Genomic DNA, 13,758 nt, shown 5'->3' with positions numbered 1-13,758 from the left:
GCGCGCACGATTCCAAAACGTCGGGAGAACGATCAGCAGATGGCGACGGTGGCGCGGTAGACCGATCCATTGTACCGAACGTACGGACGGCCGACCCAGAAGTCGTAGCCGTCTCCCTGTTGGTCGAGTTCGACGCTTTGGCCACCTACGGCCGCGTCGAACTCGCTTTGCCGCTCCGCAGAGAGGTTCGCGTACGGAATTACCGTCGCGTCGTCGGTAACGTTCTCTACGGAGTCGATAGAGAGCACTCCCGGGCAGTCAATGTACGAAATCGTCTCCGTCGGAGTTGCAGTCGGCGTGGGCGTCGGTGTCGGCGTTGGTGTCGCAGTCGGTGTGGGTGTGGATGTCGCCGTCTGCGTGGGTGTTGGTGTTCCGTTGTCGGACAGACTGGGAACACCGGAACACCCCGCGAACGAGACGAGGAGAGCAACGAGGAGGGCCTTTCGAAGGTGCATGCCTGCTGTGACTTACGGACGCGATAAGTGCTTTCTCCCGTGCGAGCAGGAGCGCTATCCGCTGGCGTGAACCCTGTCTAACGCTTCGACTGACGGCGCGTTGACGATGGTGACACGCGTTCCGTTCTGCTGGACGCGGAAGGCGTCTGCGAACGGCCCGTCTCGAATCACGTACGTCTCCGAATCGATGCGTTCGGCGTTCATACGGAGTTGGAGGAGTAACTTCCGGTAGCGTTCGTCGAACTGTTCGGCATCGGCTTCGGTATCCCACTCGATTGCCCACACGTAGCCGAACTCGCCGCTCTCGCTTCGGTATGGGACGAGCGTATCGCCGCCCCATCCGGCGCTCGCACCAGACGTATAGTTATACCGCGAGTACTGTCCAGTCGCTTGTCGCAGCGACTGCCGGTCGATAGCGCGGGTGTCCCAGAGCATCACGTACAGGTACGCCTCCCCTAATCTGGTCGTCACCGTCTCACGGTCAAACCGCGACCACTCGGTCGAAGACCGGTCGGGAACGTCCGCGTTGGTTGGTCCCTCGTCGGGGTACTTCTCCGGGTGCCAGATCTGCTCGGCCGTCGTAGGGATGTTGTCGTAGGCGTCGTTCACTGCCTTCCACCCGCCGCGTTCGTGCAGGGCGGCGACAAACTCCGGACCTTCACTGTACGGCGCGTAGATGGTGAGGTAGACGCCGAAATCGAACGATGCGCCCCCGCCCGCACCGGCAGGTGGTATCGGGACACAGTCCCAGTCGTCCGCACAGCGCTCCTCGTACAGAGATTCAGTGTACTTCGCATCTCCCTCGTAGAGTCCGTTATCTGCGATCCGGGCGTCGTGCGTCTCCTGCGGCGGATTGAACCCGAACTGTTGGTCTTGCAGCGCGTGGACGAGTTCGTGCGCCAGCGTGACGCGGTTGATTTTCGGCTGTTCGGAGTTGCTGACGATGACGATTTGGTCGTCGCCGGGAGTGTAATAGCCCGCGACAGCACCGCCGTAGAGTCCGTTCAACACGTCAGCTACCGACTCGTCTTCACCGATGAGGAAAGATGCCTCGTACACCTGTTCTTGCCACGAGTCTGGTTCTGCCCGGAAGACGTTCGCCTCGTTCCGGTACTCTTTCCGTGAGATTACTTCGACGGGAACCTCCTCACGGAACTCTAACTGGCGAACGTGTTCGACACGGGCCATCGTCCGCGCGACGAACGCATCCAGTTCCGTCTCGTTCAATCCGTCAGACTGGTTGACCGCGATGGATTCGTTGTACCAGTACCCTTCCTCCCACCCGATACGGTCTGTCGGCGGGTCCTCGGGCCACGACCACGAGGCCGAGGGGTCGGAAACGGGAGCGCTACATCCCGAGATGATGAGAGAGAGGGCGAGAACGACCGGGACGAGTGACGAGCGGGAAATGTTCACACGGAGTCGTAGGCGCGGTTACGGAAAACAGTCCCGGCGTAGTCGGGCGGTCTTCGAAGGAAGACAGTCACCGAAATCAGGGGGCGTTCGCAGGATGGTCGCTGCCCGGTATCGTCACTCTCGGCAGTGTCCGGCGACTGTGGCATCGAGAAAAACGAGTTGGCGAACTCAGTTCGCGGGCGGTCGAATGTCGTCTACGTCCTCGACCGTCGGCCCGTTAACGATGGTGACGCGCGTACCGTCCTGCTGGACGCGGAACGAATCTGCGAACTGGCCGGACTCAACGACCCACGTGTTCTTGCTCTGCTTCGTCGCGTCGTGCGCGTCCAGAATATTCACGTAGGCGTCGTAGAACTGCTGTGCGTCACCTTTCGAGTCCCACTCCGTAACCCAGACGTAGCCGTACTCGTCGCTACCGTTAACCGAATTCTTGTACGGGAACAGGCGGTCGTTCCCCCAACCGTTCGACGGAGCGGCATCGTAGTTGTACGTATCGTACTGACTTTCCGTCCGAAGAATACTCTGCGAAGGGATGGTTTCAGCACCAGACATCCGCGCCTGATACCAGAACATTGCGTACATCGACACTTCACCGACGGTATCGGAGCCATCCTGCCCCTGCTGAGGGAAGGTCGCCCATCCGTTGGTAGACCGATCCTGATACTCGATGGGAACGGGTTTCTCGTCGGTGCTGTGAATCGTCTGTTCAGTTGACTCCGGCGGGTTCCGGAGCAGTTCGTCGATGGCTTGCCAGCCACCTTGTTGCACCTTATCGTGAACGTACACGGGACCGTCCGAGTACGGTTGGAAGATGGTCAGGAAGATACCGAGGTTTGGGCCATTGCCAGCCGAACCAGCAGAGCCACCTGCACCCGTTGCCGGTGGCGTCTCGACGCACTCCCACTCGATTCCACAACGGTCGGCGTACAGGAGTTCGACGTACTTCGCGTCGCCTTCGACGGCCCCGTCGATAGCCAAACTACGGTCCTGCGTGTCACCGCGGTAGGTCTGACTCGTCAGATCGTAGTGTTGGTCCTGCAGTGCGTGAGTGAGTTCGTGAATCAGCGTCGCATTATCGATTCGCGGCGAATCGGGCGACGGCGTGATGACCGTAATCGCGTCGTTACTGGGGGAGTAGAAACCTGCAACCGAACTTCCCTGTGTCTCGCTTATCTCGGCTTGACTGTCGCCGGACTCACCGGAGATGAACAACGCTTCCCAGACTTGGTTGTTCCACTGGTTGAACTCCGTCTGGTTACCGGCAGCGGACCCGTTCTGTGCGTTCGCACGCTGTTGCTCTTGGTACTCCTCACGGGAGAGGATGTCCACCGAGACGCGTTTTTTGAACTCCTTGTGACGGAGATACTCCACACGCGCCATCGACCGGGCGACGTACGCTCGGAGTTCAGTGTCCGAGAGGCCGTCGGACTGATCGACAGCTATCGACTCGTTATACCAGTATCCGTCTTCCCAGCCGAGTGGGTCATCGGCCGGGTCCGTGAAATTCGCATCAGGAGAGGCAATAACAGAAGTGTCCGACGGCCCGCCTGCGACGCCGCCGTCACCGAGTTCCGGTTCCACCATCGGTGCCGTACATCCAGCAAGTACGAGGAGGAGGGAGAGGGCACCCACGGCGATTCCGTGTTTCGTCAACATACTCTAGATTTTCCGAAGGCCCCCTTGGGGAAGTACCTTTTTCCACGCAAATTCCATGACGGGCCGTTTCCGAGCCAGAGAACCCGATATATGCTCACACACCCCGCGAATACTGATCACATTCCTAATTATCCGGAGATATGGACGTGGGTTCATAATCCGTTCAGCGGTGAATATAGCGTTTTGGTCCCGGCGATAGAACGTCCGTGTATGTCCGAATTCGACCCCGAACGAACGGCTGTCGTCGTCGTTGACATGCAAAACGGCTTCTGTCACCCCGGCGGGAGTCTGTACGCACCGAAGAGTGAGGCTGTCGTAGACGATGTCGCCGCGCTGGTCGCCGACGTGCGCGATGCGGGCGCAGCCGTCGTCTACACACGAGACGTTCACCCGCCCGAGCAGTTCGATGACGCCCACTACTACGACGAGTTCGACCGATGGGGAGAACACGTCGTAGAGGGTACGTGGGAGACAGAATTAGTCGAGGAACTCGACGTACGTGAGGACGACCACGTCGTCGTCAAACACACCTACGACGCCTTCCATCAGACGGAGTTAGAGGGGTGGCTAGACGCTCACGGCATCGATGACTTGCTGTTCTGCGGCACGCTGGCAAACGTCTGCGTCCTCCACACCGCGGGAAGCGCCGGCCTCCGCGACTACCGGCCGGTTCTCGTAGCGGACGCTATCGGCGCAATCGAGGCCGACCACAAGGAGTATGCGCTCGAACACGCAGACTGGTTGTTCGGAGAGGTAACGACACGCGAAGAGATTCGCTTCGAGTAGCAGTCCGAGTCGGCCTGTTCAGTCCCGAAACAGTCGGTATGCACCCTGTCCGGTGGCGACGGCTTCCTCGTCGGTCGTCCCCTGCCAGCGTTCGAACGCTTCGTCGTTCTCGCGGACGCGTTCGGGCGGACGACTGACGACAGTCACAGTGCTAACTCCGATACTGCCACCCGCGCGAACGACTTCAGCAGTCGCTCGCAGGTCGCCCGCGGCCCGGCGGAGATAGTTCACGTTCAGATTCACCGTCGCCACCCCGCCGTTCATCGGGTCCGAAAGCATCGTGCGCTGGGCGATGCCGCCTGCGGTGTCGATAAGGGTCGCGGCGATACCGCCGTGAACCGTCGGTGGGTTCGTCGTATTGGTGAGTTTCTCGTCGTACGGGATGGTCATCACCACGCGCCCGTCTTCGAATTCGTTCACCTGCGTTCCGAGCCACGAGAGGTATCCGTGTTCCTGTTCGATGTACTGCTGGACGAACGACGCTGCGTCGTCCGGGAACCCCTCCGGAGCGTCCTCGCTCATGTTCCCGTAGGCGACGGCGAACCGTATGTAACCACCGGTGATGCGTTTAAAGTTGTCCGCTGCGTTCGAGATACCGGTCGAACGGAAGACCACTCAGCCCAACCGAACCGGGTCGTCGCTGTCAGATATCTCGACGCGAATCTCGTCGCCGACGGCGAACTCGTGACCGGGGCAGACGAGTTTCGCACCGAACCCGGAGTCGCGTGCGGCGAACAGCGAAATGCCAGTGATTCGCTCCCCGTTCGCCATCACGTCCACGTCGCGCCACGCCACGTCTCGCTGCCTCACATCGCCGACTGGATGACCGAGAAGCGATACTGTCCCCGACGCCCCCGCACCGTCTGGCCCAGCGGTGATGGCTCCACCGCCAGTGTAGTGGCCGAATCCGCCGTCGAGAACGTATCCCCCGTCGGTAGCAATACCCGCGAACGACTCGCCCGGCGCGGGGTGGGTGGGGCTGTCGAGGCGGGCGTACGTGTCTCCCGTCTCAACGATGGTTCCGGTGCCATCCCACGCAAGCGGTTCGACCGGCACATCGGCAACGAGCGGAAGCGAACCGGTGGCTCGCTGGAGGTTCTGATCATGCCGTCGGAAGCCGACATGGACGTGGTTTGCGACCCACGGCGCGAAAAAGCCCGAGCGAACCATCGGACCGAGCGAATCCCCGACTTCGACTCGCTCTCCGGCTTCGACGGCGGGTTCGACGTGGAGAATTCGGGCGACGTACTCGCCTGCGTCCACGAGAATCAAGTACTCGTCCTCGTGGGCGTACGGTTTCGGCGGCGCACGAACGGTTCGCGTTTCCAGTACTTCGCCCGAAACCGGTGAGAGACCCTCGTTCGTCGCCGGGTAGAGGTCGATAGCGTGACCGTGGTCGTGAGCCGAATACGGAGAGTTATAGAGGGAAAACCGTTGGTAACGCCGGAGAACCGACGCCGAGAGCGTCACCAACTCGTCCGCGTCGGCAGGAGAAGCAGGCGTCGTGGATTTGACGCGCGAGTCGTGGCCGTCCATGCCGAGAGGAGAGGACCGAGAGGGCTTAGGCGCGTCGGGACCTGTCCGATGGCATGGCCGACGAGCGTGGGGACAGAGCAGTCCGAGTCGTCCGGGGACGCGTGGCGACCCGAGACAGCGACCAGACTGTGACGACGGAGATGAGCGAGTACGTCGCCGAGACGGGCAATCCAGCGTTCCGAGCGTGGACGCCACACCGGCAGATGGCGTTCGGGCGACGCGACGCGCACGCCGAAGGGTACGAGAGGGCGTGCGAGGCGGCCGAATCGCGGGGGTTCCCGGTCGTCAAACGGAGCGTCGGCGGACGCGCCGTCGCCTACACCGGTCGAACGGTGGCGTTTGCCTCCGCCGTCCCAATCGAGAACGACCGGACCGGTCTCGACGAGCGATATGAGACAGCGACCACGGCCGTCATTCGCGCCCTCCGTTCGCTCGGCGTCCCCGCAAGACGCGGCGAGCCCGCCAATTCGTTCTGTCCGGGGGACCACTCCGTCCAAGCCCACGGGAAGATTTGCGGCATCGCCCAACGTGTCCGCCGAGACGTGGCTCTCGTCTCGGGGGTCGTCGTCGTCGCTGATCACGACGCGATAGCCGCTGTTCTCGAACCCGTCTACGAGGCGCTCGACGTGCCGTTCGACCCTGGTTCGGTCGGGAGCGTCGCTCGAAGCGGCGGCCCGGGAGACGCAGAACGCGTCATCCGGGCGCTCGAAGACGCCTTCGTCGGCGACGCGGAACGGCGAGTGACCGACGCTCGGGAACGAGTGGACGACTGAGACGACCGCAGCGAACGGCCGGGTGAAAAACCGCGGGGCTTACCCGCTCCGCGTGGAACGGACGGATATGTCACTGCTCATCACCGGGGCGACGTTGGCCGACGGCCGCGTCCGCGACGTTCGAGTCGAAGGGGAGACGATCACCGCTATCGAAGAGTCACTGGACCCGCGCGAGGACGAACGCGTAGTAAACGCGACGGGGAAGATGCTGTTCCCGGGCGCGATAGACGCGCACGTCCACTTCCGCGAACCCGGCTTCTCGCACAAGGAGACGTGGGAAACCGGATCACAGAGTGCCGCCGCGGGCGGCGTCACCGTCGTCGCCGACCAACCGAACACACAACCGCCGACGACAACCGGATCGGCGTTCGACGAGAAAGCAGGTCTCGCCGCGGCGTCACTCATCGATTTCGGTATCAGCGGCGGCGTCACAGCCGACTGGGACCCCGACTCGCTGTTTGACCGCCCGCTGTTCGCTCTCGGAGAGGTGTTCCTCGCGGATTCGACGGGTGACATGGGTATCGACGCCGACCTGTTCGCTGACGCCGTCGAGCGCGCCGCCGACGCCGATGTGACCGTCACCGTCCACGCCGAAGATGCCGACCTGTTCGACGAGTCGGCACAGAAACGAGATACGGGCGGCACCGGCGAGGCCGCTGACGCCGACGTGTGGAGCCAGTACCGCGCCGCAGAAGCAGAGGAGGCGGCCGTTGAACGCGCCGTATCGGTCGGTTCGGACTCCGAGGCCGATATTCACATCGCCCACACGAGTACGCCCGAAGGCGTTGATGCCGCAAAGGCGGGCGGAGCGACCTGTGAGGTGACGCCACACCACCTGTTTCTCTCACGTGCAGACGCCACCGAACTGGGAACGTACGGCCGGATGAATCCGCCGCTGCGCAGTGAGGACCGCCGCGAAGGAATGTGGGAGAGAGTCGTCTCCGGCGAGATAGACATCGTTGCGACGGACCACGCGCCGCACACCCGCGCCGAGAAAGACGCCGACCTGTGGGATGCGCCGAGTGGCGTTCCCGGCGTCGAGACGATGCTTCCGCTCCTTCTGGAAGAAGCGCGGAAAGGAACCATCTCGTACGAACGCGTCCGCGATGTGACCGCCGCGAACGCCGCCGAGATTTTCGATCTGCCGCAGAAGGGCCGCGTCGAAGTCGGTTCTGACGCCGACCTCGTGGTGTTCGACCCCGAGGAGTCCCAAGAGATTCACGGCGCAGACCTTCACTCACGGTGCGGATGGACGCCGTTCGAGGGCATGCGCGGCGTGTTCCCTGAGATGACGCTAGTCCGCGGACACGTCGTCTACGAGGACGGCAAGTTCGGAGACGCGGTGGGCGAGAACGTCCGCAATTGACATCCTCCTCCGACTGAAGCCGGAGGAATCCCGAGCGTTGGGATATTACGGTTTGCAGACTCCTTGTTCTCTCGGTGTGAACCGTCCGCTCTCGCGGTCGAACAGGAAGACTCCGGGCTGTGCCAACCAGCCGTTACTCATATCCCCTGTCGGGGGACTCTGAGTTATCTTTCGTCGGATATTCACCGCACCGTTCACGTCTGCGTTCATCGTCGTCTCGCACGACGAACAGACGTACAGCCCTCGCTCCACGCGGTTGCTGTCCCGAATCTTCCCGCAACACGAACACGTCTTGCTCGTGTTCTCCTCGTCCACACGGTCCACGAGGATGCCGTGTTCCTCGGCCTTGTATTCAAGGAGACGGGCGAATCGGTCGAACTCCCAGCCGTGCAACTTCTTGTTTTCCGACGCACCCCAGTTCCGCGAGTCACCGTTTTCATTCTCGCGGATGTCACTAAGGTCGCCAACCGCTATCTTCTCCACGCCTTCTTCCACACACCGCTCAACGATGTGTTTCGACAGGGTGTGGAGGAAGTGGTCTTTGCGTCGGGAGAGTTTCTGTCGAGCCTTCCGCGCACGTTTCGACGGCCCGTTCTCGCCTTCGGTCTGGTACTCTTCGCGGGTGAAGTAGTGCTTGTCCTCTTTCAGCACGTTCCCCGGATACAACTCCGAGGGGCCGTCTTCGTAGTCGATGGCGAGGTAGTTGCTGATACCGAGGTCGATACCCGCCGTGTTGTTTCCGGGTGCGTCTTCGACTGGAATCTCCGTCTTGCAGACGAGGTGGAGTTCCCACTCGTCGCCGTTCCAGACGGCACGCACCTGCTGGATGTTCTCGACTTCTACGTCGGGGCGAGTTTCGTACTTCGCGAGGATGAAGTCAGACCGACTCTCTTTCAGGTTAAACCCTTTCGAGAGACGGAGTTGACCGTGCTTGTCGTCGTGCTTGATGGCCCGTTTCTTCCACGTGACGGTGGAGCGCGGGTGGTCGTCGCCACATTTCCGGTAGCCCGGTGGGTTGTTGCCGTCGTCAGAGTTGTACCAACCAGTGAACGCCTCAGCAAGCTCTTCGAGAACTCGCTGACTTGACTGAGAATGAAGGTCACTGTAGCGTTTGTGGTCTTTCAACTCCGATTTGAGTTCGGCTTCGTCGGGTATCTCGTCGTCTTCGTCCCACCGTTGTTGGATGTAGTAGCGACCGACGTTCCACAGTTTGGATGCGGAGAACCCGCACTGGTCGAGGTCGTCACGAACCTGTTCGTGGTTCGTAATGCGTGCGACGTAGGTGCGGGTGGTTTCCAGCATCGAACTGTCTTCATAATATGTTATGTGAAAACGGCCATTAAAACTAACGACCGGACGTTGAATATCCGGTTGGAGTGTAGTCGGTGGATTGGCGGTCAGAGTGTCGGATTCATCCCGCGCCTAAAGGCGCGGGTATTCTCCTTGCTCTTTATAAGCTGACAGCCGGCGTCGTCGCTATCCCGAGTCGGGTGCCGGACTACCGCGATCCGACCCGGGGCGATGCTCAGGTCACGACGGGAGTGGTCCCGTCTTCGTACGTGAACGTCAGGCCAAGAGCGACCCGAGCGTCATTGCCGCGAGCATCACGCCCGCACCGAACCCGCCGATGCGGGCCATCGCACGCCGGGAATCCATCTCGGTCCACTCTGCTCCGGTGTCGAGATGCCGTTGCATCTCCTCGAATCCACGCCCGGCGAGGACGGATCCGGACCAGCCGAGGACACCGAACCCGAGGGCGAGGATGCCGAGAAGGAACACCGCGTCCGCGCCGTCGGGAAGACTGGAAAAATGGTAGGTAGCGACCGCCAGAGCGACACCACCGCCCGCAACACCGACGAGAAATGCGCCACCGACCACAGTCACACGACGTGAGAGCGTCGGCGACGCTCGTGTCGGGGCGTCACGGGGCGTGTCGTCGAGGCGGGACATCGAAGGAGGGAGAAGAGTTAGTCCACCGCTTCCCGCATTCGCGGGTCGAGTGCGTCGCGCATGCCGTCACCGAGCAGATTGAACCCGAGGACGGTCACGGCGAGGAACAGACCGGGGAAGAACGACCACCACCAGTCGCCCGTCAGAAGGCCCTTCTCGACGCCGTTCGACAGCATCAGCCCCCACGACGGTGATCCCGGTTCGGCACCGAAGCCGAGGAATGAGAGCGCCGCGAGGTCGATGATAGCGAGTCCGAAGTTGAGCGTACTCTGCACCGTGATCGGCGCAAGGCAGTTCGGCATGACGTGGCGCGCGAGAACGCGCGGGTCAGTCGCACCGAGCGCGATGGTCGCGTCCACGTACTCGTCCTCGAGCACCTTCAACGCGGCACCGCGGACGACGCGGGCGAAGCGCGGTGTGTAGACGAGCGTCAACGCCGTTACTGCACGCCACAGGCCGAGTTCGTTCGGGAAGATGGCGACAAGCGCGAGTGCGAGCAGCAGCGACGGGAACGCGAGCAACACGTCCATCGAGCGCATGATGATGTTGTCGGTGATATCGCCGTAGTAGGCGGCGATGATTCCCAGGGAGACGCCCGCAGCGGTCGAGATACCGACAGTGACAGTCCCGAACTTCAGTGCCAACCACGACCCGTAGAGAACGCGGTTGAAGATGTCGCGGGACTGAATGTCTGTCCCGAAGGGGTGAGCGGCGCTCGGTGCCGCAAGACTCGGATTAGCTCCGAACTGCGACGACGTGAGTTCCGCATAACTCGGCGCAAAGCCGAGGAACGCGCCGAGACGGGCGTAGAGTGCGATAACCACCATCACGAGGATGAGGACGATTCCCGCGAGGGCGAGGCGGTTCGACAGGAGGTCCGAAAGGAACGGAGAGGCGCGCAGACGGCTGAGCAAGCCGCGGCGGTTTCTCCCCGTCTCCGTCTGTGTGGGTGTACTCATGTTATTGATCGATGCGCGGGTCGAGGTACGAGTAGGTCAGGTCAACGCCGAGGTTCACGAGCGTGAACAGGAAGGCGAAGACCAGCACGGTTCCTTGGACGACGGGGTAGTCCCCGACTTCGATAGCCTTCACGAGCATCGTCCCGATGCCGCCGATACCGAACACTGTCTCCGTAAGGACAGCCCCGCCGAGGAGCGTCCCGAACTGGATGCCGATGACGGTGATAACGGGAATGAGCGCGTTCTGAAGACCGTGTTTCATCACGGTTATCTTCGCACCTTGGCCCTTCGCGCGGGCAGTCCGCATGTAGTCCTGCCGGATGACCTCAAGCATCGACGAGCGCATCATCCGAGAGATGAGCGCCATGCCGTAGATGCCGATGACGGCGGCGGGCAACAGCATGTGCGACGCCGCCGAGATGAACGCGGCGAAATCACCCGATTGGATACCGAAGATGAACGTATCGAACGTGATGAGTCCGGTGTACACCGGCGGGTCGAACTGCGAGGCGATGCGGTTCGACGCCGGCAGCACGTTGAGGAATTGGGCGAACAGCAGGATGACGAGCGGCCCAGTCCAGTAGATTGGCATGCTAATTCCAGTCAGCGCACCGACACGGGTGAGGTGGTCGGTGATGGTGTCCTGTTTCACCGCGCTGATGATCCCGAACGGGATGCCGAGCAGAACGCCGATGAGTTGCCCGTAGATAGCGAGTTCCAGCGTGACCGGAAGACGGGCACGAAGGATGGTCAGGATGGACGTACCGCGCTGAATGATGTACGACTCGCCGAGGTTGAGCGTCACGATATCGACAAGGAAGCGACCGTACTGCATCCACAGCGGGTCGTCGAGGCCGAGGTCGGAACGAACGGCGGCTACTTGTGCCTCCGTCGCCCGTTGGCCTGCGATGACTCGCGCCGGGTCACCGGGGCTCAGATGGAGAATAGCGAACACGAGTGTCGCCACCCCGAACAACACCGGGACGAGGAGCAAGAGTCGCTTGAGAATGAAACGCTTCGAAACCATGTGAAAGAGTAACTATTGAGGCGTTAGTCGAGGCTGACGAGGTTGAGGAACGGTCCGCTGATCGGCGCGAGAACGAACCCGGAGACCTTGTTCGACACGCCGCGGAGTTCCTTCGCGTGGTCAAGGAAGACCCACGGTGCCTCCTCGTGTGCGACTTTCGCGGCCTGTTTGTATTTCTCGGCGCGCGTCTCCTTGTCGTACGTCGTCTGTGCGTCTTCGACCAACTGCATGTAGTCGCGGTTGGCCCACCCGGCGGCGTTGAGGGTGTTGTAGCCCTTGGAATCGAAGGAGACCCAGTCCTCGCCTTCCGTAAACTCGCTGTCTTCTACCTGCGGGTGCAGGAGCGCGTAGAAGAAGTTGTCCGGGTCGGCGTTGTCAGTCATCCATCCGAGGAAACACGCGTCGTGCTTTCCGGAGTTGGTGTAGTCGAGGAACGGGTTGAACGACTGCTGGTTGATGGAAACCTCGATACCGAGTTCCGCAAGGTTGGATTTGACCAACTGCGCCGCCGACAGCGGCGAGGGATTGTACGTCCGCGGGTTCTTGAACGTCGCCAGTTCGAAGCTAAAGCCGTCACCGTAGCCGGCCTCTTCGAGGAGCGACTCCGCCTTCTCAAGGTCCTGTGGGTACGGACTCAGATCATCGTTGTAGCCGAACACGTTGCTCGGAATCGGCTGACTCGCCTGTTCTGCGATGCCTTTGAAGATGTTGTTGACGAGTGCTTCCGTGTTGATCGCGTAGCTGATAGCCTGCCGGACCTTCTTGTTCCGGAACGCCTCGACTTTAGCCATGTTGAACGCCATATAGCCGACGTTGATACCGGCCTTACTGACGAGTTTGGCATTCGAGGAGTTCTCGACAATCTTCGAGGCCTGCGCGCCGAGACCGTCGATAATGTCCGCACCACCACTGTCGAGCGTCTGCGCGCGCGTCGTGTTACTACCGACGGAAGTGAAGACGACTTCGTCAACCTTCGGCACTTCACCCCAGTAGTCGGTGTTGGCCGAGAGACGGATCTGCTGGTTGGACGTATCCCAGTTCTCGAACTTGAACGGGCCGGTTCCGACTGGTTTCTTGCTCAGATCCTGACCGAGTTCCTTGATGGCCTTCTCCGAGAGGATAGAGGAGGCGAACATCGCCAGGTTGCGGAGGAACGGCGCGTACTTCTGGTTAAGCTGAATCGTGAGCGCGTAGTCGCCGTCTTTCGACACGCTCTTGACCCAATTACCGAGCGTGAACGGGCCGTACGCCGAGATATACTTGTCGCCCGGGTAGTGTTCGTAGTCGGGGTTCGTAAAGCGGTTGAACGTGGCGACAACGTCGTCGGCCGTGAACTCCTCGCCGTTGTGGAACGTCACGTCCTCGCGGAGGGTGAGCGTGACCGTCGTCCCTTCGAGGCTCCAGTCCGTCGCCAGCCCTTCGCGCAGGGAGGTCTTCCCCGGCTCGAACATGATGAGCTGATCGTACACCTGGTTCGTGACCTTCACGTCTTCCCCGCTGGTGGAGTTCTGCGGGTCGAGCGTCCCCGAGGTGTTCCCACGGGCGAACGTCAGCGTCGTGGTGTCCTCCCCGTCGGTTTCGGTTGTTTCTTCGTCAGTTTCGCCACCGTTCGTTTGGGTATCCGTGGCGTCTTCCGTACCAGTGCCAGATTCATCAGGGTCCGCCGCACAGCCAGCAAGCGTCGCTGCGGCCGCGGCACCACCGGCCGCTTTTAAAAATGCACGTCTATCAATATCACGGGACATAGTTTCACCCATACCCAGTTGTTACGTAAAAGTATCGATTCTACCGGCAATAGTGACGTGAAGAACCGGCAAAAGACGGCTCTAGACGG

General features: G+C 61.4%; 13 protein-coding genes. 3 read left to right on the top strand and 10 right to left on the bottom strand.

The genetic code is table 11. The features are described from left to right. Positions 1 to 32 precede the first annotated feature (32 nt). The 3 genes from HBOR_RS01945 to HBOR_RS01935 form a co-directional block, all read right to left on the bottom strand. Positions 33 to 455 (bottom strand): hypothetical protein, encoded by a 423-nt coding sequence (locus HBOR_RS01945; RefSeq protein WP_006055425.1) that lies wholly within the window; start codon positions 453 to 455, stop codon positions 33 to 35. A 54-nt stretch (positions 456 to 509) separates the two neighbouring features. Further along, positions 510 to 1,871 (bottom strand): Hvo_1808 family surface protein, encoded by a 1,362-nt coding sequence (locus HBOR_RS01940; protein WP_006055426.1) that lies wholly within the window; start codon positions 1,869 to 1,871, stop codon positions 510 to 512. A 168-nt stretch (positions 1,872 to 2,039) separates the two neighbouring features. Then, positions 2,040 to 3,527, bottom strand: coding sequence for an Hvo_1808 family surface protein (locus HBOR_RS01935; protein ID WP_006055427.1), 1,488 nt, complete (start codon positions 3,525 to 3,527; stop codon positions 2,040 to 2,042). A gap of 210 nt (positions 3,528 to 3,737) precedes the next feature. Here HBOR_RS01935 and HBOR_RS01930 point away from each other — a divergent pair, with 210 nt between their 5' ends. Beyond that, on the top strand, positions 3,738 to 4,313 hold the full coding sequence (locus HBOR_RS01930) for a cysteine hydrolase family protein (protein WP_006055428.1): 576 nt from the start codon (positions 3,738 to 3,740) through the stop codon (positions 4,311 to 4,313). A gap of 18 nt (positions 4,314 to 4,331) precedes the next feature. Here HBOR_RS01930 and HBOR_RS01925 read toward each other — a convergent pair whose 3' ends face one another. After that, entirely contained in the window at positions 4,332 to 4,835 is a 504-nt protein-coding gene (locus HBOR_RS01925; RefSeq protein WP_013440436.1) for a PaaI family thioesterase, read from the bottom strand. Positions 4,836 to 4,928: 93 nt separating this feature from the next. Next, on the bottom strand, positions 4,929 to 5,849 hold the full coding sequence (locus HBOR_RS01920; protein ID WP_006055430.1) for a hypothetical protein: 921 nt from the start codon (positions 5,847 to 5,849) through the stop codon (positions 4,929 to 4,931). A gap of 53 nt (positions 5,850 to 5,902) precedes the next feature. Here HBOR_RS01920 and HBOR_RS01915 point away from each other — a divergent pair, with 53 nt between their 5' ends. After that, entirely contained in the window at positions 5,903 to 6,622 is a 720-nt protein-coding gene (locus HBOR_RS01915; RefSeq protein ID WP_006055431.1) for a lipoate--protein ligase family protein, read from the top strand. 73 nt (positions 6,623 to 6,695) lie between these two features. Then, complete coding sequence (locus HBOR_RS01910; RefSeq protein WP_049890537.1) at positions 6,696 to 7,988, top strand: dihydroorotase; 1,293 nt, start codon at positions 6,696 to 6,698, stop codon at positions 7,986 to 7,988. Positions 7,989 to 8,033: 45 nt separating this feature from the next. Here the strand turns inward: HBOR_RS01910 and HBOR_RS01905 are convergent, their stop codons facing one another. The 5 genes from HBOR_RS01905 to HBOR_RS01885 all read right to left on the bottom strand — a co-directional run bounded on the left by HBOR_RS01905 (position 8,034) and on the right by HBOR_RS01885 (position 13,669). After that, positions 8,034 to 9,290, bottom strand: coding sequence for an RNA-guided endonuclease InsQ/TnpB family protein (locus HBOR_RS01905; RefSeq protein WP_013440434.1), 1,257 nt, complete (start codon positions 9,288 to 9,290; stop codon positions 8,034 to 8,036). Between the two features lie 264 nt (positions 9,291 to 9,554). Then, positions 9,555 to 9,938, bottom strand: coding sequence for a DUF7268 family protein (locus tag HBOR_RS01900; protein WP_006057191.1), 384 nt, complete (start codon positions 9,936 to 9,938; stop codon positions 9,555 to 9,557). Positions 9,939 to 9,955: 17 nt separating this feature from the next. Further along, positions 9,956 to 10,897: an ABC transporter permease gene (locus HBOR_RS01895; RefSeq protein WP_006057190.1), complete on the bottom strand. Its 942-nt coding sequence runs from the start codon at positions 10,895 to 10,897 to the stop codon at positions 9,956 to 9,958. Position 10,898: 1 nt separating this feature from the next. Next, entirely contained in the window at positions 10,899 to 11,924 is a 1,026-nt protein-coding gene (locus HBOR_RS01890) for an ABC transporter permease (RefSeq protein WP_006057189.1), read from the bottom strand. Between the two features lie 23 nt (positions 11,925 to 11,947). Then, positions 11,948 to 13,669, bottom strand: a complete 1,722-nt coding sequence (locus HBOR_RS01885; protein WP_174261566.1) for an ABC transporter substrate-binding protein — start codon at positions 13,667 to 13,669, stop codon at positions 11,948 to 11,950. Positions 13,670 to 13,758: the final 89 nt, after the last annotated feature.

This window comes from Halogeometricum borinquense DSM 11551 (assembly GCF_000172995.2).
Lineage (GTDB): Archaea > Halobacteriota > Halobacteria > Halobacteriales > Haloferacaceae > Halogeometricum > Halogeometricum borinquense.
Note: the sequence above shows the minus strand (reverse complement) of the source record. Positions and strands in the feature narration are given on the sequence as shown.